18 protein-coding genes and 1 pseudogene are annotated in these 22455 nt (G+C 53.2%); 10 read left to right on the plus strand and 9 right to left on the minus strand.

Annotated elements, in window-relative coordinates:
- Positions 1-275: 275 nt before the first annotated feature.
- Complete coding sequence (nirD, locus tag B145_RS0117170; RefSeq protein ID WP_026259239.1) at positions 276-602, minus strand: nitrite reductase small subunit NirD; 327 nt, start codon at positions 600-602, stop codon at positions 276-278.
- A complete protein-coding gene (gene nirB / locus B145_RS0117175; RefSeq protein WP_018608998.1) occupies positions 599-3148 on the minus strand; it encodes a nitrite reductase large subunit NirB in 2550 nt (849 codons plus the stop codon). Before nirB ends, nirD begins: the two co-directional genes overlap by 4 nt.
- Before the next feature lie 149 nt (positions 3149-3297).
- Here nirB and B145_RS26085 point away from each other — a divergent pair.
- Positions 3298-3492: pseudogene (locus B145_RS26085) on the plus strand (transposase); the annotation flags it as partial.
- Positions 3493-3581: 89 nt separating this feature from the next.
- Here B145_RS26085 and ccmI read toward each other — a convergent pair.
- The 7 genes from ccmI to B145_RS27655 all read right to left on the minus strand — a co-directional run bounded on the left by ccmI (position 3582) and on the right by B145_RS27655 (position 14789).
- Positions 3582-4862: a c-type cytochrome biogenesis protein CcmI gene (ccmI, locus tag B145_RS0117185; protein WP_018609000.1), complete on the minus strand. Its 1281-nt coding sequence runs from the start codon at positions 4860-4862 to the stop codon at positions 3582-3584.
- Entirely contained in the window at positions 4859-5359 is a 501-nt protein-coding gene (locus B145_RS0117190) for a cytochrome c-type biogenesis protein CcmH (RefSeq protein ID WP_026259240.1), read from the minus strand. Before B145_RS0117190 ends, ccmI begins: the two co-directional genes overlap by 4 nt.
- A 16-nt stretch (positions 5360-5375) precedes the next feature.
- The gene (locus B145_RS0117195; protein WP_018609002.1) at positions 5376-7361 is read right to left on the minus strand and encodes a heme lyase CcmF/NrfE family subunit; all 1986 of its coding nucleotides are present in this window, start codon (positions 7359-7361) and stop codon (positions 5376-5378) included.
- Between the two features lie 81 nt (positions 7362-7442).
- Positions 7443-9908, minus strand: coding sequence for a tetratricopeptide repeat protein (locus tag B145_RS0117200; RefSeq protein ID WP_018609003.1), 2466 nt, complete (start codon positions 9906-9908; stop codon positions 7443-7445).
- Positions 9909-9987: 79 nt separating this feature from the next.
- Positions 9988-11424, minus strand: a complete 1437-nt coding sequence (locus tag B145_RS28755) for a hypothetical protein (RefSeq protein WP_157288476.1) — start codon at positions 11422-11424, stop codon at positions 9988-9990.
- A 727-nt stretch (positions 11425-12151) separates the two neighbouring features.
- Positions 12152-13894, minus strand: coding sequence for a cytochrome c3 family protein (locus B145_RS0117215; RefSeq protein WP_018609006.1), 1743 nt, complete (start codon positions 13892-13894; stop codon positions 12152-12154).
- A gap of 1 nt (position 13895) precedes the next feature.
- Positions 13896-14789, minus strand: coding sequence for a hypothetical protein (locus tag B145_RS27655; protein WP_157288477.1), 894 nt, complete (start codon positions 14787-14789; stop codon positions 13896-13898).
- 143 nt (positions 14790-14932) lie between these two features.
- On the opposite strand from B145_RS27655, the gene B145_RS0117225 reads away from it, so the two are divergent.
- The 9 genes from B145_RS0117225 to B145_RS0117265 all read left to right on the plus strand — a co-directional run bounded on the left by B145_RS0117225 (position 14933) and on the right by B145_RS0117265 (position 22442).
- Positions 14933-16246: an NAD(P)-binding domain-containing protein gene (locus B145_RS0117225; protein ID WP_018609008.1), complete on the plus strand. Its 1314-nt coding sequence runs from the start codon at positions 14933-14935 to the stop codon at positions 16244-16246.
- Between the two features lie 644 nt (positions 16247-16890).
- Positions 16891-18537, plus strand: a complete 1647-nt coding sequence (locus tag B145_RS0117230; RefSeq protein ID WP_018609009.1) for a sensor histidine kinase — start codon at positions 16891-16893, stop codon at positions 18535-18537.
- A 19-nt stretch (positions 18538-18556) separates the two neighbouring features.
- Positions 18557-19261, plus strand: a complete 705-nt coding sequence (locus B145_RS0117235) for a response regulator transcription factor (RefSeq protein ID WP_018609010.1) — start codon at positions 18557-18559, stop codon at positions 19259-19261.
- Between the two features lie 22 nt (positions 19262-19283).
- Complete coding sequence (locus tag B145_RS0117240) at positions 19284-19922, plus strand: methyltransferase family protein (protein WP_018609011.1); 639 nt, start codon at positions 19284-19286, stop codon at positions 19920-19922.
- A gap of 167 nt (positions 19923-20089) precedes the next feature.
- Positions 20090-20317, plus strand: coding sequence for a Flp family type IVb pilin (locus B145_RS28210; RefSeq protein ID WP_245541884.1), 228 nt, complete (start codon positions 20090-20092; stop codon positions 20315-20317).
- Between the two features lie 118 nt (positions 20318-20435).
- Positions 20436-20606 (plus strand): Flp family type IVb pilin, encoded by a 171-nt coding sequence (locus B145_RS0117245; protein WP_018609012.1) that lies wholly within the window; start codon positions 20436-20438, stop codon positions 20604-20606.
- 170 nt (positions 20607-20776) lie between these two features.
- Complete coding sequence (locus B145_RS28760; RefSeq protein WP_157288478.1) at positions 20777-20950, plus strand: hypothetical protein; 174 nt, start codon at positions 20777-20779, stop codon at positions 20948-20950.
- 206 nt (positions 20951-21156) lie between these two features.
- A complete protein-coding gene (locus B145_RS0117260) occupies positions 21157-21630 on the plus strand; it encodes a hypothetical protein (protein WP_018609015.1) in 474 nt (157 codons plus the stop codon).
- 641 nt (positions 21631-22271) lie between these two features.
- On the plus strand, positions 22272-22442 hold the full coding sequence (locus B145_RS0117265) for a Flp family type IVb pilin (protein ID WP_026259243.1): 171 nt from the start codon (positions 22272-22274) through the stop codon (positions 22440-22442).
- The last annotated feature ends 13 nt before the right edge of the window (positions 22443-22455 follow it).

A 22455-nucleotide genomic window follows, 5' to 3' on the forward strand; every position in this document is an offset into this window, starting at 1 on the left:
CTGGGGAATCGCCTTTGCCACTCCCTGCACGGAGGATCCCGAACATGACAGTGCAAGCATAGGCTTGACGCGGGCTGTGCAACATTCGCCAGAAGCAGGGGGCTTATAGTTCGAAAGAACTAGTCTGGATAGCAACTCCTGAGGGTTTGAAAAATAGTGTTTCAGAGCATGCTATCTGCAAGCGTAGATGGCTGTGCGCGAACGCCAAAAGCCTCCGCCCGTAAGGGCTGGAGGCGGTTTCTTGAAGAGAAGAAGCAGCTAGAGGCTGTTCAGAGTCAGTAGGCTACTTCCACCTGTCCCTGATGAACTCTGGCAGGGTAGCTGCGCACGGAGTGGTCGATATTCTCCATGCATACCCCGTCACTGAGGCCAAAGCGCTGTTTCTTGAGTGGGCTGGCAACCCAGAGCTTGCCCTGGTGCTCGACGATCAGGCCACGGGAGAGCACACTGGCTTGAAAGAACGGATCGATATTGTCTATCGCATACACCTGTTCGCTGCTATTGGGTCGGAAAATGGCAACTTGATTGTCCCCTACCAACGCACATACGCCTGTGCCGGGCACGATGTCTTGAAGTTTGCAAACAGTCGTCCAGTTCATCATACATGCTCCTTGCATCCGCAGCATTGGGGTACGCGTTCATCAATTGTGGCAGGGCGGTGCTGGCTGCGTTCGGGCACGAACTGCACCAGCGGATCGGTCTTGGGGCTATTGATGAAGTGGGCAAAGCGCGTTTGCTTGGCGGAGTCTTGCACGGTGGCAGTCCACTCGCAGACGTAGGTTGCGCGGATGTCCGCCATCTGGGCTTCCAGTTCTGCGGCGAGGCTCAGCTTGTCTTCGACAACCACAGACTTCAGGTAATCCAAGCCGCCTTCCATATTGTCCAGCCAGCTTGCGGTACGTTGCAGTTTGTCTGCCGTGCGCAGGTAGAACATCAGGAAACGGTCGATGAGGCGGACGAGGGTGTCTTTGTCCAGATCCGCAGCAAGTAGATCTGCATGGCGAGGTTTCATGCCGCCGTTGCCACACACATACAGGTTCCAGCCTTTGTCTGTGGCGATGATACCGACATCCTTGCCCTGAGCCTCGGCACATTCACGGGTGCAGCCTGAAACCCCAAATTTCATTTTGTGCGGTGAGCGGATGCCTTTGTAGCGGTGCTCCAGCTCTACGCCCAGGCCCACGCTATCCTGTACGCCATAGCGGCACCAGGTGCTGCCCACGCAAGTCTTGACCATGCGGAGAGCTTTGGCATAGGCATGACCTGTTTCAAAGCCTGCATCAATCAGGCGCGCCCAGATAGTGGGTAAATCGTCCTTGCGAGCACCGAAGAGGCCGATGCGCTGGGCCCCAGTTACTTTGGTGTAGAGCTTGTAGTCCGCCGCCACTTTGGCTAATGCAGCCAAGGCCGTGGGTGTGACCTCGCCACCGGGCATGCGCGGAATGACCGAGTAGGTACCATCCTTCTGCATGTTCCCCAGGAAAATATCGTTGGTATCCTGAAGCGGTAGGTGCTCGTCCTGCAACACGAAGTCTCCCCAGCAGGAGGCGAGGATAGAACCAATGGCAGGCTTGCACACTTCACAGCCATAGCCCTGGCCATGTTTCTGGAGCACCTCGGAGAAAGTCTTCAGGCCGCCAACCCGGATGAGGTGGAACAATTCCTGGCGGCTGTGGGCAAAGTGTTCACACAGGTGATTGTTGACTTCGACTCCCTGCTTGGCGAGTTCGGCATGCAGCACCTGGGTCAATAATGGCACGCAGCCACCACAACCTGTACCTGCTTTGGTCTCAGCCTTGATTGCCGCAACGGTGTGGCAGCCCTTGGCAACCGCTTCGGCAATGCGCCCCTTGCTGACATCGAAGCAGGAGCAGATCTGCGCTGTATCGGGCAGGGCATCCACACCCAGCGCCGGTTTGGCACCCGCATAGGCGGGTAGAATGAGCGAATCTGGATGCGCTGGCAAGGGCATTGCATTGAGCTTCATCTGCAACAGGTTGCCGTAGTCTTCGGTATCGCCTACCAGTACAGCGCCAAGCAGGCGGCTGTTGTCGGCGTCCACCACGATCTTTTTATACACGCCGTTGGCATCGTCCAGATACACATAGCTATGGCTACCCGCAGTGCGGCCATGCGCGTCACCAATACTGCCGACAGAGACTCCCAGCAGCTTGAGCTTGGCGCTCATGTCTGCGCCCGTAAAGGCCGCGTCTGCTTCGCCAAGCAAGTGGGCCACGGCGATCTGGGCCATTTTGTAACCAGGGGCGACCAAGCCGAAAAAGCGCCCTTGCCATGCTGCACATTCTCCAATGGCATAAACATCGGGCGCATTGGTCAGGCAGTGGTCGTCGATAGCGATACCGCCGCGTTCGGCCACTGGCAGACCACAGTAACGTGCCAGCGTGTCTTGCGGACGTACGCCGGTGGAAAAGACGATAACGTCCACTTCCAGTGACGTGCCATCGGCAAACTCCAGGCGATGCGCACCTTGCTTGCCCTTGTGATGCAGGATCTCACGGGTATTCTTGCTGGTGTGCACTGTCACGCCCATTGCTTCGATGCGGCGCCGCAGAAGTTCTCCGCCAGCGCGGTCGAGCTGCTCGGCCATCAACATGGGGGCGAACTCAATGACGTGCGTCTGCAAGCCTAGCGCCTTGAGTGCCCCGGCCGCTTCCAGCCCCAGCAGACCACCACCTATCACCGCACCACTCTTGGCCGTTTTGGCCGCGCGCTGGATGGCGTCCAGATCCTCAATGGTGCGATACACATAACAATCGTGATGGCCGCTCCCCGTGATGTTGGGCACCCAAGGGTAGGAGCCGGTCGCCAACACCAGGGCGTCGTAAGTCAACGTGCGGCCTTGGTTGGATTGGACTGTGCGGGTTACAGGATCAATTGCCTTGACCGCTTCATTGATCAAAACCTTGATGCCGTGCTTCTCGTAGTAACCTTGCTTGACCAGACTCAGGTCTTCTGCAGTGTGGTGCGAGAAGTAGGAGGACAGGTGCACGCGGTCGTAGGCAACACGCGGCTCGGCACAGAAGATTGTGACCTCATACTGCGTCAATCCTCCTTTGTCGACCAATTCCTCCACATAGCGATGGCCTACCATGCCATTGCCAACAATGACTAACTGCCTTTTTTTCATTTGACCAGACTTTCAACATTGAATGCAGGTAGGTGGCCAATGTAGTGGGAGGCGAATCCTTTATCTGCCTCCGGGCCCCTTCGGTACTTAGGGTAGGGAGCACGCAAGGCTGTTTCCTTGTTTCACGTCAAGGAAAAATCCTGGCAAATTACATCAAAGGCAAGAGTGCCATCTCGATTGCACGTCGGTTCAATGGGCGAAGCAGGAATTTTGGTGGTGAGAATTTCTGGGCCAGAGGGCACTTTGTTTCAACGGTGGGTCTGGACGAGGAGATGGTTCGAGCCTACATCCGATACCAAGAGAAGGAAGGCGAGCATTATGACCAACTGCAGTTGGGCATGTGATAGCCGCCTTCAGGCGGCACATGTAGCAGCCCCTTTGAGGGGCTAACAAATTAAAGCCTCCGGCTTTGCCGGGGGATGCTTACTTTCTATCAGGAATGCAGATGATCAATATTGATTAGTACGTCTTTGGCATTTTTCTCTACGGCGATCATTCCGCTTTCGGGATCTCCCGAAGCGGGGGTTGCGTTGCCGCTGGACGAGATGCGTGCACCAACGTGGAGGTTCTCAGGAACCGGGCGTTCAGACATGATGAGTGGGGTGTTGGTGAAATCGAATTTCGCGGGTAGGTCCGCTACCTTGAGGCGTATTGCGGCAAGTGGCGGGCCACCTTCGCCTGAACGAGCAAAGATGAAAACAGTACTGTCGGCAGCAACTTGCTTGGCAAGGTCTGGCGAGAGTTTGATCGTACCACTGATGCCGATGGAGGCACTGGCGGGTGAAGCCGCTGCAATTTCATTGGACGTGGTTTTGAGGGGTTGCACTGCAGGCGAGGCTAGCTGTTCCTGGCCGAGTTTTGTACGGATTTCATTGATGTTGGCACGAATTGTCTCGATATCTGGATTATCCGCCGGCATATGGGCGAGCATGCGTTCCCATAGTTGTCCGGCGGTGGCATATTGTCCCCGGTTGAAGGCGAGTGAGGCAGAGAGGTTCAGCGCCTTGAGATGATTGGGGGCAATCTGTAAGGCTTTTTCAATCAGTTTGGCGGGTTCCTCGTCAAGATTGCCGCCGTGCGTACTGGCGAGAGAGTCCGCCAGATCGGCCAATAGATCTGGGTCGTTGGGCATACGGGGCAGCAGGTTCCTGAAGATTTTTTCGGCTTCAGCATGACGCCCAAGGTAGGCATAGGTGCGGCCAAGCATGAACCAACCTTCTAGGTCGTCAGGCTGTTTCTCCAATCGAGCAGAGAGTTTGCTTGCCATGTCTTCAAGGTTGGTATGTGCGTTGCCCGTCATCTCGCCAGGTACGGCCGACATGGTTGCGACCGATGCTGGATAGGTAATCGCAGTGGGTGTTCCGGTTGCTACGTAGAGGCCAGCAGCGATACATGGCAACAGAATGCCGAGCGTCAGCGCCCATCGGCGTGGAAACCCCTGAGTGGCGACAGTCGCGGAGGTGGTATTGCTTGCCTCTAGCGCGCGAAGTGCAATTTCCTCAGAACTCTGTTGATGGGTGGCGGTATCAATACGTCCTGCAGCAAGCTCAGCATCCAGTTCTGTTTGCTGGTCGCGCAATAAGGCCAAAGTGGCTTCGTTTTGGGATGCCGTTAATCGGGCTTGCGCACGTTGACGCAGAAGCGGCCACATCAAGAAGGTAAGTGCCACCGCAACAAGCATCAGCGCGGCGAGAATAAAGAGAACGATGTTCATGTACGATCCTGTTTTGGAGTGCCCGAGGCATTGAGTAGGGCACGTGCGGCATCCAGGGATTCCTTGCTCAGTGCTTCGGCATGTTGGTGGCGTTGCCTGGCCAGACTGAAGGCCAGCCATCCAATGCCGCCGAACAGCAGTAGCGCGGGGCCACCCCAAAGCAGCAGGGTGTAGGGTCGATAGGGGGGACGATAAAGAATGAAATCGCCATAGCGTTGTACCAAGTAATCGGTGATCTCCTGCTCACTACGACCAGCGGCTAGTTGCTCGCGGATCTGGTTGCGGAGATCCTGCGCCAAGCCAGCCTGCGAATCGGCAATCGTCTGGTTCTGGCATACCAGGCAACGTAGCTCTGTGGAAAGAGCGTCCACGCGTGCCTCAAGCGCCGGGTTGTCTGCTACGGGGCGTGCTTCAGTTGCCTGGGCGAACCCCGTGTGCATGGAAAGGATAAGGAGGAGACATATCCTGAAAAAGAAACCATACGAGGGTTGTTTCACGATTTCAGCCTTCATCTTAACTCGCAGTGTCTGCCGCGAGTTGGGCAGATGCATCTTTGGGCGTTTTGCGTCGAGCCATCCGGTAGCGGCGGTCACTGGCCGCAATGGCTCCGCCAGCTGCCATCAGGAGGCAACCGAACCAAATCCAGCAGACAAATGGTTTGCTGTAGATGCGCAGTATCCATGCCGAATTATCGAGTTCATCGCCCATCGAAACATATAGATCCATAATGCCATTAGTATGGATGGCGGCCTCTGTCATGGGTGTGCCTGTGGTGCGATAAACGCGCTTTTCCGGTTGCAGTGTAGCGATCTCGCTTGCGTGGCGAGTGATCTTGATGGTCGCACGCGTCGAGTCGAAGTTCGGCCCCGCGTAGTCTTCGATGTTCGTCATGGTGAAATCGTAACCTGCCAGATGAGCCGTGTCGCTAATGCGCATCTGCACATCGATGTTGGATTCCAGACCACGTACCAGGGTCACCCCCAGTATGAAAACGGCAATTCCCATATGTGCCAGCCACATGCCCCACCAGCCACGCGGAATACCAAGCAGGCGGTCGAACCATTTACCGCGTTGGGTATCTTTCACACGTTGTCGTAACTGCTGGACGCTGACCACTATGACCCAGGCGGCGAGGCCGAGGCCAACTGTCATTTTCCAGCCGGGCACTCCAGCCATCCATGCAAGTGCTGCGGCAAGTACAACGGTGATGAGCAGTAGCGCCCGTAGATTGGGCAGCAGGGTAGAGAGTTTATGGCCTTTCCAGTGCAGGAGGGGGCCAATGACCATGAAGAAGATCACGGGCGCCATGAGGGGGAGGAACACCGCCTCAAAGTAAGGTGGGCCGACAGAAATTTTTCCTATGCCCAGCGCATCGACCAGTAATGGGTAGAGTGTGCCGAGTAGTACCGATGCGGCGGCGCTCAGCAGTAGAACGTTGTTGAGCAGCAACGCTGTTTCGCGCGATACGTTCTGGAATCGTCCTCCGCTGGACAGGCTGGGGGCACGCCAGGCGAAGAGTACGAGTGAGGTACCGATGACGAGAATCAATAGGGCCAGGATGAAGAGACCACGACGCGGATCGGCGGCAAAGGCATGAACCGATGTGAGTACGCCAGATCGGACGATGAAGGTGCCTAGCAGCGACAGCGAAAATGCGCCGATGGCCATCAGCACGGTCCAGCTGCGGAACGCGCCGCGTTTCTCGGTGACGGCCAGTGAATGGAGTAGCGCAGTGCCCACCAGCCAAGGCATGAAAGAAGCATTTTCAACCGGGTCCCAAAACCACCAGCCTCCCCAGCCCAGTTCGTAATAAGCCCAGCGTGAGCCAATCGCAATGCCCAATGTCAGGAAGATCCATGCGGCGGCGGTCCAGGGGCGGGTCCACCGTGCCCAGGCTGCATCAAGTTGGCCACTCAGCAGCGCGGCGATGGCAAAGGCAAAGGCGACCGAGAAGCCGACATAGCCCATGTAGAGCAGCGGCGGGTGGATGATCATGCCTGGGTCTTGTAGCAGGGGATTGAGATCCCCGCCTTCCAAGGCAGCCGGAAAGAGGCGCTGGAAGGGATTGGAGGCAATCAGCAGGAAGGCGAAGAAGCCAGTGCTCACGCATCCCATGACGCCCAGTACGCGTGCCACGAATACTTCAGGTAGCGCCCGTGAAAACTGTGCCACGGCAGCGGTCCACAATGAAAGGATGAGCCCCCAGAGCAACAGCGAGCCTTCGTGGCTGCCCCATACGGCGGTGATGCGGTAGGCTAGCGGCGTCTGCGTGCTGGTGTGGCTGGCGACATAGAGCACTGAAAAGTCTTTCAGGATGAATGCAATCGTCAACACCAGAAAAGCGAGCCCGACGAACAGAAATTGAGCAAAGGCGGCAGGGCGTGCCACGTTCATCATGGTTGTGTTGTTGTGCCATGCACCAAGCAGCGGTAGTACGGCTTGTGCGAGTGAAATGCACAAAGCGAGGACCAGCGCAAAGTGCCCGAGTTCTGGAATCATTGTCATATCACCGTATGCGTAGGCGCGATGCCCATGTTGAAGCTTTGTTGCTGCATGAAATCGTTTTGTTGCATGTTGTTTTTAGAAATCTAGACGGTATCCTGCCGAGATGTAATAGCGCGTAGTGTCTTCACTTTGGGTCGGGCCATTTGTCTTGGTATCCTCCAGGGCACTATCGAGTTCAAAACTCTGACCATCGGTGCGACGGTAGGTCACACGCATACCAGGGGTGATCCGCCGTAGCCGGGTTTGGAACACGTCGAGCTGGCGGTAGTAACGCAGAGATGGCTCAAGCACCCATTTTTCCCAATACACGCCTAGATTGCTCAGCGACAGGCTGTAGCCTTTATAGTCCCGGCTGCGCAGGACTCCTACATTGAAGGCGGTGATATCCTGTCGCTTGTAGAGGTTGCTGCCAATCACCTGGAAATTGATGTTGTAGACGTCTCCAGTGGCAGTTGTTGCAGGGAGATCTGCGGTGGCGGGTAGGGCGCCGACGCGGGAGTCGCGTAGATCAACGCCAACCTGCCAGTGATCGGTCAACTGGCGTGTCACACCAGCAAAAGCCATTTCGGCGACCGCAGTGTGGTCACGCGCCTGGGCCTTGATGTCATTGATGGTCGTGGTTTTCTTGAGTTCGTCGATTGTGGCGATCGTTGAGCCAATCAGCGCGTTTGAACTCTGCAATGCCGGAGTCATCCGTCGATCAAGCAGCACGTTCCAGGTGTTGGCTCCAGAAGTGTAGCTGCCTTGGAGCATGAAGATATTGACTGCCTTGTAATACATGTCGTAGTCAACAAGGCTGTAGGCCGAGCCGGATTCCGAGAAGAAACGCACTTCACTGCCTGCAGCACGGCGATCGGTAATGCCGTCAATGCGTTGGGTGATGAAATAGGTGCTACCGCTCCAATGGTCGTCAAAGGTGCCTGCATCCAGACTGGTACCCGCGAAGGTACGTGTGCTTTTGACATAATCGTCATGCGGTGAGCCGAGTATGATGTTTGCCTTCCACTTCTGTGCAAACTGGTAGCCAGTATTCAGGCCATCCATTCGACCCAGTACGCCGCCGCCTGGGCTGGATTGGCGCCCAATTCGCGCATTGATCTGGGTGGGGGCGTTTTTCATGTCATAGTAAGCTGCCGTCAGACGGTTCCGGTTGTGCCCGTCGGTCAGAAAGTCCCGCGTATAGGAATCCCGAAATACCAAACGGTTATCTGTGGTTTCGCTACGCCAGCGTGCGTTCAGGTCTACATTGCTGACCAGAGCGGATTGGTCGGTGCCGCTGAAGCTAGCCTTGTCGATTGTTGTGGCATTGACTACACGGGTTTCTGACTGTGTGGAACCCCGGTAGTAGTATTGCGACACGCTCCCCCCAGCCGTGAAGGGGATCGGAGACAGGCGCTGGTTACTGCCGCGTGCGCGGTTGGTGCTTGCGCTGGCTGTGCTGGTGCCTAGGCTATCCAGGCGTTTTCGCACCTCATTGGCGTAAATTCCACTCGGGTAGAGCTTGATGTAGAGTTCGTATTCAGCCCGGGCCTTGTTGTATTCGCCATTGTTCTCACGTGCGCGACCGACCAGGGATTGCGCCGCCTCGGAACTAGAAGAAGGGGGGAGTTGCAGCAACTGGTTGAGTGTCTGGATAGCGTTTGTATAGTCCTTGGCGTTGATAGCGCTGCGTGCGCTTGCCAAAAGCATTGCCGACTGCTTTTCGATTTCGTCCGGGCTGAGTTGGGCTGGCGTGGGCGACGCAATTTCTGGAGGAACCGCTAAGGGTGACAAAGGCGCAGTGGGCAGACTAGGAGATGTTTCCCCTTGCTTACTCTGGGGGATGACGGCAGCCACGGTTGTTTGGCTATCACCTATTTTTTCAATGCGTGCCTGCGGGAAGGCTCGGGTGAGCATGGGCAGAAATTTCTGTGCATCGGTCTGCGTGTCAAAATAACCTAGACTCAGGCGGTATAGTGTTGCTCCCTTGTCTGTGAGGCGTTCGTTGAAGAGTGTGAAATCGTCTGCCGCAGAGGGCAAGGGGCTGTTCTGCTCAATTGGCTTGTCGGATTGTTCAAGTACGATAGCATAGCGAACCGGTGTAGTTTCGTCCCTGGTAATAGGTTTGGTGGTGCCTGCTTCGATTGGCAGTCGCAGGGTGATGCTGCGGTTATCGTTGCCAGGCCCCATCTTGAAACTGACCGGACGTGCGAATTGGAACTGGATAAGTTTGACCAGCGATCTGGCCTGACCCGCGCCAAAAATGATATTTGCATCAGGAATCACTCCTTGGCCGTCGACTCTGCGAGCCTCACTGCCAATGTCCCGGATATCGCTTGCATCTCCGACGACCTGTACTTCAAGCTTGATCAGCTCGCCGCTGCTGGCTGGGGAATGGCGCATATATTGGATGGCGGTATTGAAACTCAAGGTGATGACCGCCGTGTCGCCTTGTTGCGAGAGCTTGACGTTATCGAGCAATTGCGCAAATGCATCAGGAGCAAGAGCGGACAGGAAAAACGCCGTCAGGAAGATAGTTGATCGGTGTGTCAGCTTACTCATGCGTCAATATTCCTTTTCCGCGCCGCAGTTGCGGCGCCTGGGTCAGATAACGATCGTTTACAACAACGTGAAAGTAGGGCTAGAAACCACCATCGGTGGCGTGGTGGTGGCCGCTGCGTGACTGCTTGATGGTGGTCAGCGACGAATTGGTATAGATGTGGCACGCGCCACTGCAATCGCGCAATTCGGCTACGGTGTAGAGCACAGTCGGAGAGGCGACTTTCTTGTGCTCGCCTGCCTTAAAGTTACCCGCATGACAACCCGCGCAGTCCGGTTTGTAAGCGGCATATTTCCAGGGAATGACTTCGTTGTTGCTGGTGTGGCAACTTGAGCACGTTAGCCCGCTGCCATGCGCTTTGTAGTAGGGTGAGCTGTGGGTATAGGAGCTTGTTGGCGTCCAGGCTGTTGTGCGGTGGCAGCTATCGCAAGAACGGGTCGTGACAAAGTGGCCTGAAGGTTTGCCGGTGGCTGTGGTGCCGTTGTGGCAGGTGGCACACGTTCCAGGCGTGACATTGGCATGGCTAAAGGAGGCGGGAATCCAGGCCGTTGTGCGATGGCAGGTGTCGCAACTCGCCGTGGTTGGTAGGTGGTTGACAGGTTTTCCTTTAGCCGTGGTGCCATTGTGGCAAGTGGCACATGTGCCTGGAGTCACGCCGGTATGACTGAAAGTCGCAGGTATCCAGCCAGTCGTTCGGTGGCAGCTATCGCAGCTGGCGGTGGTTGGCAGGTGGTTGGCGGGTTTGCCTGTCGCAGTTGTTCCGTTATGGCAGGTTGCACAGGTTCCTGGCGTGACACCGGTATGGCTAAATGTAGCAGGCGTCCAGCCGGTTGTGCGGTGGCAGCTATCGCAACTCGCCGTGGTTGGTAGGTGGTTGCTGGGTTTCCCCTTGGCCGTGGTTCCGTTATGGCAGGTTGCGCAGGTTCCGGGAGCCACGCCGGTATGGCTGAAGGTTGCAGGTATCCAGCCCGTTGTGCGATGGCAGCTATCGCAGCTTGCGGTGGTTGCCAGGTGATTGGCAGGTTTTCCTTTGGCTGTGGTGCCATTGTGGCAAGTAGCACATGTGCCTGGAGTCACGCCGGTATGGCTGAAGGTTGCAGGCGTCCAGCCGGTTGTGCGATGGCAGGTGTCGCAACTGGCTGTGGTCGGTAGGTGGTTGCTGGGTTTCCCCTTGGCCGTAGTGCCGTTGTGGCAGGTCGCGCAGGTTCCTGGAGCAACACCGGTATGGCTGAAAGTGGCAGGTATCCAGCCGGTTGTGCGATGGCAAGTGTCGCAGCTGGCGTTCGTTGCCAAGTGATTGGCGGACTTCCCTTTGGCTGTGGTGCCGTTGTGGCAAGTGGCACATGTGCCTGGAGTCACACCAGTATGACTGAAAGTCGCAGGTATCCAGCCAGTCGTGCGGTGGCAGCTATCGCAGCTTGCAGTCGTTGCCAAGTGGTTGGCAGGTTTCCCTTTAGCCGTGGTGCCGTTGTGGCAGGTTGCGCAGCTGCCAGCCGCCACGCCTGCATGGTTGAACATGGCAGGCGTCCAGCCGGTTGTGCGGTGGCAGGTGTCGCAACCTGCTGTGGTCTGTATATGAGTGCTGGGCTTACCGGAAGCGGTGCTGCCATTATGGCAGGTGGCACAGCTGAAACTCAGTCCTGTATGCGTAAAACGGGCGCCGTTCCATGTTGATGAATTATGACATTGGCTACATTCCTGCGAGGTAGGGATGTGGTTGGCAGGCTTGTGTGTGGTTGCGGTTCGGCTAGTCTGGCTATGACAGGTGGTGCAATTTCGAGGGGTGCCACGGAAAATTCCATTGGAATGGCACGTCTCACAACGGGCCGTTGCATGCGCACCAGTGAGGGGGAAACCTGTCCGCACGTGGTCCGCAGGCTTGGTAATCTGAGCGTGCGCCAGACATGCAGCAGCCAGCAGTAGCGCGGCGATAAAAACGCGGTAGATTGTTCCAAGCCTGAGTATCATCAAGCGCGCTCTCTGAAGAAGCGTGGGCCATTTTCGGGGTATAGAACTACCCTCTTCGAGGCGCATCGCTCATTGTTGGGATAATTAACTTTATTTTCTTTACTTTATTTAACTCTAAAAGCTTGATTTTTACACGTCAATCAGGCCGATGCTGAAGCCGACGAGTGGTACTTGAGTGAGTACAACAATGGAATATAAAGGCCAGCCTGGAAACGGAATATCTCTTGTAAAACCTAGAGATTCCGTTTGTCGAAGCGGAGCGCCTACCGTTTGTCTGCTAACGGGAGCGAACTTCACGGAAGGTACTCGTCAGGTGGCATTGCTCACAACGTGGCCCGAATTTTCCTTCGTGCACGTCATCCATACGGTGACAGCTGATGCAGTTCATGGATACATTGAATTGCTTTTCTATGCGAACGGTATGACATGACTCACATGTGGTGCGCGCGTGGGCACCGTCAAGCTTGAAGTGGGTCCTGGCGTTATGGTCGAAGTCCCAGCTTCTCCAGTCCCGACTGTTGTGGCAGGTTTCGCAGCGCGGCCCCAGGCGTCTCTTGTGTACGTCCTGTTTGTCGTGGCAGCCCACGCAGTCGCGCGCTACATCTTTATAAGCCTGGGTTTTGTGGCATTGTGCGCATTCGACCTTGCTGTGTTGGCCAATTAAAGGGAAGTGCGTGCGATTATGATCAAATGCAGTTGATTTCCATTCTCGTTCATTATGACATTGCCCACATGCTGTACCCAGGGTGCCACGGTGACGATCATCTTTAAGGTGGCAGCTTACGCAATTCTGGTTCAGTTTGTCCTTGAATAGGTTACCTTGGTGGCAACTGTCACATTTTGTGTTGGCGTGTTTGCCCTGCAGTGCCCAATGGCCATCACGGGCATGATCGAAGTGCCATGCCTTCCAGCTCTTTTCCGTGTGGCAGCTCTTGCAGTCCTCTCCGAAACGGGTCTTGTGACGATCATCTTTTTTGTGACAGGTGATACATTCGGAAGGCGTTTCGCGGAAGCGTTGATCCTTGTGACAGGCGCCACATTCCACGTCGCCATGCTTGCCCAGCAGGGGGAAACGCGTTTTGCTGTGATCGAAGCGTGTTTCCTTCCAACTCCGCTCTATGTGGCAGTTTGCGCAGTTGGGCCCGAGCGAGCCCTTGTGTTTGTCGTCGTTGCGATGGCAACTGATGCAGGTTGCTTGTAGTTTGTCCTTATAGAGGAAACCCGTATGGCAAGACTCACACTTGGCAGTTTGATGCTTTCCTTTCAGGGCAAAATGCGCATCCTGTTCGTGATTGAAGGTGATCGTCTTCCAGTTCTTTTCAACGTGGCAGCTCCTGCAGTTTTCGCCAAAGTGGGTCTTGTGATGATCGTCTACGCGATGGCAGGCAATGCAGGTCTTGGGCGTTCCCTTATAGCGGCCATCGGTATGGCAGGATTTGCAGCTTGTAGAGATATGCGCACCTAGTAGTGGGAAATCGGTTTTGCTGTGATCGAATTTTGCTTCTTTCCAATTCGATTCGTTGTGGCAATCTGCACAGCCTTGCCCCAGGCCACCTTTGTGTACATCGTTGTCACGGTGACATGCCACGCAGGTGGAAGGTGCCTCACGATACTTACGACCGGGTTTGTGACAGGCTGCACATTCTTTCTTCAGGTGGGCGCCGCGAAGCATAAAATTGCTCTGACTGTGGTCAAATTTCTTTTCGTCCAGCACCACAATACGAGCCTCGCGTCCAGCGTGATCGGTATGACAAGCAGCACAGCGCTGAGGTTTCAATCTGCCGTGGAAACCTCGTTTGGTGTCAAGGTCTCGTCTGATTTCCTTGTGGCAATCTTTGCAACGTTCGTCCTGCCCGGCTTTGTTGAAGCGGACGTGACAATTTTTGCAGTCGCTCTCCAGCTTGGCATGGCTGGAGGTAAGTTTGCCGGGCATGATGACCGTTTCGACACTTTGCCCGTGGGCCAGGGAAGCCACTAAGCAAAGCGTCAACACATAGAGGAGCTTGAGCAATGTCTTCATTTCAGTACATGTGCACGGCCAAAACGTGTACGACAGCGCTGGCGGCCAGAAGGTAGAGAAAGGGCACGTGGACGATGTGCCACAAGGCAAACAGACGTTCAAATGCGGTGAATTGCGCTACACTGATGAGCGCATCCAGATGCAGGCGGAGTACATTCTTAGCCCGATCCTGACGACGGGATAGCTTATCTGTATCCCATTGACGTACAGTGGCGTGTTGCGACAGCTTCTTTAGGATGACTCGTGTGCATTGTCGGCGTAGCCACCATGTGCGCGGTTGCAAGGTCAAAAAGCGCATGCATCGTCTCCAGGGCGACTGCAGAGGCAGCTGCAAGGTGGCTTCGAATGCCATCAGGCGCGTCTTCACCTCTGGAGCATAGTCAAGCACAGACTGGACTTCCGATGAGGCAAGTCCGGCGCGTTCACGAATGTTTTGTAGCGTTTCCCGCTGCCCGGTGAGGGTGTTATGGATGCGCACATAAATGAACCGCCCTACAAAACCACTGGCGGCTACGAGCAGCATGCTGGCCAGCGCGATCGTGGCATTCAGGGTACGCAGGTGATAAGTTGAATGCGTAAGAATCAGGAGTGGCCCAGAAATCCCAAGGAGAACATGGATGCGTAGCCATTGCCGCATGGCTCCCCAAGTGCGCATCACGCGTAAATTTTTGCGCAACGGGTACGCCAGCAGACTGAGCATCATCAAAGCGCCGCTCAGGCCAAGATAGTAACCAATGTCGTCACCCGGAGAAAACAGGTTGCTGCGACCGATAACAAAGGTTAGGCCGACAAGTGTGCCAACGCCGCACAGCAAGACCCAGGTGCGGGTGGTATTGCGTCGGGGGAGGCGTAGACTGGACGCTCCCGGTGGAGTAGGAATTAATCTCTCTGTCATATTTATGGTTGGTTTGTTGTCAGCGCCGTCGGTCGGAATCGACTAAACAGCGCCATGCGACAGTCAACACTAATGTGATAGATTTTCCAAGATTTACAACATATTTGCCGACAAGCGGCTTTTTTGTCTTCGGGTCTTTCCTTATGTTTACTGATTCACTCAACTATCTGCCGCTCTATTTTGTGCCGCTTCTGGCGTTTTTGGGCTTGCATTTCTGGCGCCGCCACAATCGTGCACGTCAAGACCACGCCACACTCAAGGAGGCAGTGGAGGCGGGATTGACCGAACCGGCTTCGTTACATCCGGTAGTCGATATCAATCGTTGCATCGGCTCCGGTTCTTGTGTCAATGCGTGTCCAGAAGGCGCATTGGGAATCATTCGCGGTAAGGCCCAGCTCATCAATGCAGCGGCGTGCATCGGTCATGGTGCGTGTGCCAGCGCCTGCGCGTTCGATGCTATAAGTCTCGTATTCGGTACCGAACGGCGCGGCATCGACATTCCACTCGTTCATCCAAGTTTTGAAACCAATGTTCCTGGCATTTTTATTGCAGGTGAGTTGGGTGGGATGGGGTTGGTACGCAAAGCGGTAGAGCAGGGAGTGCAGGCGATGGAATCGGTCGCCAAGGGGAAGCGATATGAGGGCGCCGCAGAAGGGTATGACGTTGTAGTGGTTGGAGCGGGGCCTGCAGGCCTAGCTGCAGGCGTCTCCGCGCTGCGTAAGGGGCTACGCTATTGCTTGGTCGACCAGGAAGACTCATTAGGTGGGACCATCTATCACTATCCGCGTAATAAAGTTGTCATGACTGACGCAATACGTCTGCCAGGATTCGATTCGGTGCCGCCAGGTGAAATCGGCAAGGAATCCCTGTTGAAATATTGGCACGGCGTTGTCAAGCGTAGCGGCTTGAAGATTGAATATAAACAACAGCTCTTGCGCATTGAAAAGGAGGGGAATGGATTTGTTGTGCATACCACGAATAAGGCTTTGCGTTGCCAGAATGTATTGTTGTCCATCGGTCGACGAGGCACGCCTCGCAAGCTCGATGTACCCGGTGAAGAACTTCCCAAGGTGGTGTACCGCTTGATTGATGCCGAACAATACCGTGGGCAGAAGGTACTGGTGGTGGGTGGTGGCGATAGCGCACTTGAGGCTGCACTGGCCTTGGCTGGACAACCTGACACGGATGTAACTTTGTCATACCGCAGCGCGGCCTTCAATCGCATCAAAACCAAGAACCGCATAGCGATAGAGCAGGCTCGCTCCAATGGTGCTGTCCGTCTGTTACTGGAGTCGAATGTAAAGAGCATTTCAAAAAAGAGTGTCAGTCTGATCATGCACGATCAGACCATGGAACTTGCCAACGATTGCGTGGTGGTCTGTGCAGGTGGGGTCTTGCCGACAGACTTGTTGCGCGACACCGGGATCATGATCGAAACCAAGTTTGGAACGGCTTGAGTGTGTTCCTCACTGCCTGGGCATGGGTGCAGGCAGTTGAAACCGATGCTCCAATTCCGTCGTTTGCTACGGCTGCCTTTTCTGCCACTTCAGTAGATCCACGGTTTTATGGCAATACAGGACGGCCAACGTGCCGCTAGCCTGTTACTTGCCGAGGCAGCCCGCTTATGCAGACCAAGCGTCCTATCCCATCAATGCGCCGATCCAAGCACTTGGCTTGTGTCCGCCAAGCTAGCCCTGGCTTGCTGGGTGTAAAGGCCAAACTGTGCCTGGCAGGTGCCCACAAACAATGGCTGGGCGCGGAGTGCGGGGAACTCGGTAATGTGGTCAAACAGGCAGTGATTCAAACCCCTGTGAATTCACCGCTTACCTCATGCTGGGTTATCTCTGAAATATGGTTACAAGCCCTTTGGACATTCCTCCTGCAGAGACCGCGTGCAACGACTAAACTGGGAGGGTTATGTTCTGTCAAGGATCCAGTATAGGAAAAGAGTCCGTTCGTGTATTGTTTTTTCGTTCGGCTGATCTAAGTTATCTGGAAGGATGGGCTCTATAGCAAGGTGAACTTTGATCGGAAAATGGTAGTCATGAAGAAGGTATGAAAATGTTTTCGTGCCACAAACAGTGACAGGAAGGTGTCATAAATGGGACACGTCCGCATCCCTCTTTTTCAGCAACAGAATGAAGAAAGTCGTCTTATTGAGTGTCTCCGGGTTGTGCTGGCGATTATCGCCGGGTTGCTGTTACTGGATACTCCAGTGGAAGCACAGCACCGCTTGTTCATCGGTATCATTGGTTTCAGCATGTATGCAGGCGGGCTATTATGGCTTTCTGCCAGCGGCCTCCCGCTCCCCTTATTTCGCATTCTGCACTGGCTGGACGCTTGTTGGTTTTTGCTCTTGATTGGCCTTTCAGCCGACGCAGGGGTTCGCTACTTCTTGTTCCTGTTTTTCCCCGTACTATTTGCCGCCTGGCGCCAAGGAATAGGAGAGAGCACTGCTATTTCAGCTGTTTGCAGTCTGGCAGCATTAGTCGAATTCGTTTTTCTGGCGCCTGGATTATCGTGGGCACGGCTTTTGGCCTTGCCCCTTTCTTTGTTGCTAACGGGGCCGTTGGTGGCAATTCTTGCACATGCAGAAGCTAGTACCCGCCAAGCCCTGACATTTGCGGTGACATTGTTGGAGCGGGTTGACGTCAGGCGCGGCCTGGATTCCATTTCGCCTGCTTTGGTTGAACGCATTGCACAAGAGTTTGGTGCAAAAGGTGCTTTGATGGTGATCTTGGAGACGGGAAAACCACCAAAAATTCTATGCTGGGAAGAAAGTGAGTGTTGTTGCGAACTCTCCAGTTCTGCCACCCCACCCCTGTTGGAAAAAATTGCGCTATTGCCTAAGGGACTCGCCTGCACGTATGTAATGCGACAACCCTATTGGGGGGCACCCTCTCTACAACTTGTGGCCATAAACGAGGAGACTGAGTTTAAAAATCCTGAATGTGTAGCCGAACTGGCCACCTTTCTAGGATGTGATGCCCTGATGTCTGTGCCATTGCTGTGCCGTAGTAGCGGTAACTTACGCCTGTTATTGTTGGGTGAGGTGGGATTATTGCGGACAAATGACTTGGGCATGTTAATACAAGTAGCAGAGCAACTGACTCCATTTATAGAAAATGCCATTTTGATAGAAAACCTATCCAATGAAGCAGTCGACGAGGAGCGTTCCCGGATTGGTCGCAATCTTCATGACACAGCTATTCAGCCTTATATCGGGTTGAAATTTGCCATCGAGGCATTGGTGCGTGAAGCAGGTACTGAGAACCGTCTGGCACCGGATCTTGCGCGTCTGTTGGAAATGGCGAATGAAGAACTGGCCTCAATGCGCGATGTTGTGGGCGGACTGCGGGGAAATTCTTCTCTGGGAGGCGTTTTGCTAAGAAATGCTGTACAGCGCCAGGCAACGAGATTTTCACAACTATTTGGTGTACAGGTCGACGTCAGCATCGACGGCATTTTGCCAGTCAATAGACATTTGGCTGGCGAGCTATTTCACTTGGTGGCAGAAGGTTTGAGCAATGTTCGGCGACATACGTCAGCGCATCGGGCATGGATATTCATGAATATTCAAGATACCACACTGGTTCTTAAAATTTGCAATGAGCGCGACGAGAAGGTATTGCCTTCACCGTTTCTGCCGCGTTCTCTGAGTGAACGCACGGCAGAACTGGGTGGAGATGTTCGGGTTGAGTTTGATAACTGCAGTACTACAGTCACAGTTGAAATACCAATCGAATGAATTCGTTGGAGGTTCAAGGATGACAGATGATGTTTTGGCGGAGTCCGTTCCGATACAGGTCTTCATTGTTGATGATCACAAGACCATCTTGTGGGGCCTACAGCGTTTGGTAGAAAGTGCACGACCTCACATGCAAGTAGCCGGTGTAGCCTCGTGCCGTGAGGCGTTGTTCGCGAGTCTGTCTTCTAAAAAGATAGATGTCATTGTTTTGGATTTGGATCTAGGTGGGCAGAGCAGCATTGAGATTATCCCTTTCATCCTACAAAATAGCACAGCTAAAATATTGATCCTGACAGGGGATAGATCTCCATCCGTTCACCGTGCCGCTATCTTGGCAGGTGCCAAAGGCATCGTACTCAAGGATGAAAGTGCGGAGACCTTGTTGCAGGCAATCAAGCAAATTCATGCGGGTGAGGTCTGGATTGATCACAGATTGATGGACAGAATTCTCGATCTGCTACCTGGGCAAGCAAACCAAAAATCAGTACAAGAGGTAGCCCAGAGCAAAGATAGTGAATTGACGGCACGCGAACGCGAAATTATCCGTGCCGTGGTTCTACAGCGTGGAGCCAAAGGAATAGTGATTGCCGAAGCACTTAATATCAGTGAACATACTTTGCGCAATCATCTCTCTACGATATATGCTAAATTGAAGATAAGAAATCGCATTGATCTTTTTGTTTATGCAAGTGAGCACAGCCTGGATCAGGACGCCGAAATCTAAATACATATGAATCGGGAATGCAATGGGCGAAGATAATAATAAGGTCTATGCGAGTTCAGCACTAACGGATGTTCTCTTCAGGTTGTATGTCGCTGTGGCGATTCTGTATTTCGTCATCGTTGCTGTACAACATTGGTTGCAGCACCCTGAGCATATCACCATTTTGCTTGTCGCTATCGTCGAGACAATTACGGCCATTATCATCATTTTTTCCCGGCGTGCCCTACGTCGAGATTGGCGCCCCCTTTCTGTCCTGGTAAGTGGTTTTTCCCTTGTCTATTTTTTGGCGCTGGATCTAACTGCTACCTTACACCCTGTTCCTGAGCTTATGGGCGCAAGTTTTCAGCTCACAGGCCTCGCTCTCCAACTGTATGCAAAACTGTCGCTTGGACGTTCTTTTGGCGTTCTGCCTGCAACAAGAAAGTTGGTAACGCATGGCGCATACCGCTGGTTACGACATCCTATATATTTTGGCTACTTCATTGCTCACCTAGGTTTTTTGATGAGTAACCTGTCGTTACAGAATTTTGCTGTTATCGCTCTCCTATGTCTTGCGCAGATTCTCAGAATCCAGCGTGAGGAAGAAATTCTATTGAGCCTGCCTGGTTACCGGGAATATTGCGCACGTGTCCGCTATCGCGTAGTCCCCTTTATTTACTGATCTCCCGCCTGTTTTCCAAGTTCGTTTTTCATTGAGTCAGGACATTTTTCACATGTCAGGACATTTGTCACATTTTGCGTAGGTGGATTATCCCCTAGTGAATAGGGGAAAGTGCGTATCACCGTCTCCCATGGCTCATCTATATTAGGTCTAGAGGAGCGCCAATCATGCTGAACATTGAACGTGGCATGCAACTAAAGAAAGAACAGAAAGTCCCACTTGTTTGCAGAATAGTGATGCAAATGTGCTGCAATGAAGACGGCGTAACTGCATTGGAATACGCTTTGTTAGCTTCTTTAGTTGCTGTAGTAGCTTTTGCCGGCATTACTCTTTTGGGAGGCCGACTTGGCTCCCTTTGGCAAGATGTAGCAACAAGTTTGCAAAATGCAATGTAGAAATCTGTGAAGTGTTGTAACTGCTGTATGTCTTTGAGATACAGCGATGGGGTGGTCGATGGTTACATCGTGTGCCAGAGACACCAATTTTTGTATCCCTGAAGAGAAGGAGATGGCAATGAAAACATTAGTGAATTCTGTGAAAAAATTTGTCTGCAACGAAGATGGCGTGACTGCGATTGAGTACGGCCTGATTGCAGCATTGGTTGCGGTGGTGATTATCTCTGCAGTGACACTCATGGGAACCAAGGTTGCAGCTACATTCAATAGCGTGGCAGCGGCACTATAGAGGGCCTTGTAAGGATGGCGTGACGTCGGCCATTGAGAGGTGGCCGATGCCATCAAAAAGTTGATCCAGCCAAGGTATTTATTGGTCATTAAGAATATAGAAAAAGTTTGTCTTCGCTGGAATACTCGACGGTGTGTGCCGTTTCTTACGAGTAAAACGGAGCTCGTGCCATGTGGAACCTTGATACATGGATGTATAACAGCGCTTCGGTCCCCCCTTGTTTTTTTCATAATGATCTGTATAGCCTGGTTGGTGACGAGCTGGGAATGACAACGATGGAATATGCGTTACTGGCCTCACTTCTTGCCATGCTGATTATTATTGGGCTTGCACTCAACTGGTAATACATGTGCGACATATTGTCGTTATTGGCACATGTTGTGGAGCCTCGGTTTATTGGTGGGAAAGGAGTGTGTGATTAAAATATTTATCAACCTGATCACAAAATTTGTTTTTAATGAAGAATTGGTGGCTGCAATTGAGTATGGATTGATTGTTGCGTTGTGATTAGGTGGCCATGATTAGGTGGCCATGATTAGGAGGTGCTTAGATGCCTTTACCGTTCCTATTTTGGCTGATTGGATTGGCATTGGGTACGCTGTGTTGGGTGGAGGCGTTATTCTCCTGTTTTTGTACCAGATACATACCTGTTGTCATAAAACCGCTCGCCATTTTACTCGCTCTTTGCTTTACAACGGCCCATGCCGCCACACTCGCAGAGAGCGCCAAACTTGAGGGCACTGCGGTGATGCTTGCAATGCACTGCCCTGAATACACAGACACGCTGATTCGCGTTGCAATTGGCCTCAAACAGGCCCGTGCCCTGACCCAACAAGAAGCGTTTGATGAGATTACGCGTACTCATGACTACTTGAGTGCCGACAAAGAGGGAAAACGCAACTACGACGTTCAAACTCAACGTTGTGAGGGTGCTATCCAAGTCTTTTTGTTCAATCTTCGTAAGGTTGAAAAACAGAGAGCGGGCGCGCAGGCAATCAGGAACGACTTCATCATTCCCGATTAAGTGGAGAATGTCATGAGACTTTGATGGCGTGCTTGCCCAGATTGGTGTGCGACTAGACCTTGGTAAGGGCGACGCGGAATTTTCGTACTATCATGCAATATGTCCACACTGATGGTAGCACCAGTTCGTTGAGTAAGATTTCAACAGCTATCCTTGTGTTACCAAGGCTCCAGGATCACATATCGGGACATTTGTCACATTTTGCGTAGGTGAATTATCCCCTAGTGAATAGGGGGAAGTGCGTATCACCGTTCCGTTTGGCTCATCTATATTGGATCTATAGGAGCGTCAATCATACCTAATATTAAACGTGACATATAACTAAAGAAACAGCATGAATTCCCACATGTTTGCAGAATAGTGATGCAAACGTGCTGAAATGAATATGGAGTAACCGCATCAGAATATTCGTTTTTACCTATTTGGTTGCAGCGGTGTCTTTTGCAGGCATTCCACTTCTGTGTGGTTGGCTTTGTCCCCGCTGGCGGCGTTGTGGCAACAAATTTGAGAAATGCAGCGCAGAAAATTCTGGAGTTTTGTAATCGTTGTATGTCTTTCTGATGCGGCGATAGGGTGGTAAGTGGCTTTATTTCGTAGCCATAACCAGCAGATTTTGTATCCCTGATGAGAAGGAGATGGTAATGAAAACATTAGTTAATTTTATGAAAAAATTTGCCTGCGATGAAGAGGCTGTGACTGCGATTGAGTATGGCTTGATCGCAGCGCTGGTTGCGGTGGTGATCATTGCGGCAGTGACTCTCATGGGTACCAAGGTAAGTGACACATTCAATAGTGTTGCCGCAGCGTTGTGATCTGCCTCGGTTA

Source organism: Uliginosibacterium gangwonense DSM 18521 (genome assembly GCF_000373965.1).
Lineage (GTDB): Bacteria > Pseudomonadota > Gammaproteobacteria > Burkholderiales > Rhodocyclaceae > Uliginosibacterium > Uliginosibacterium gangwonense.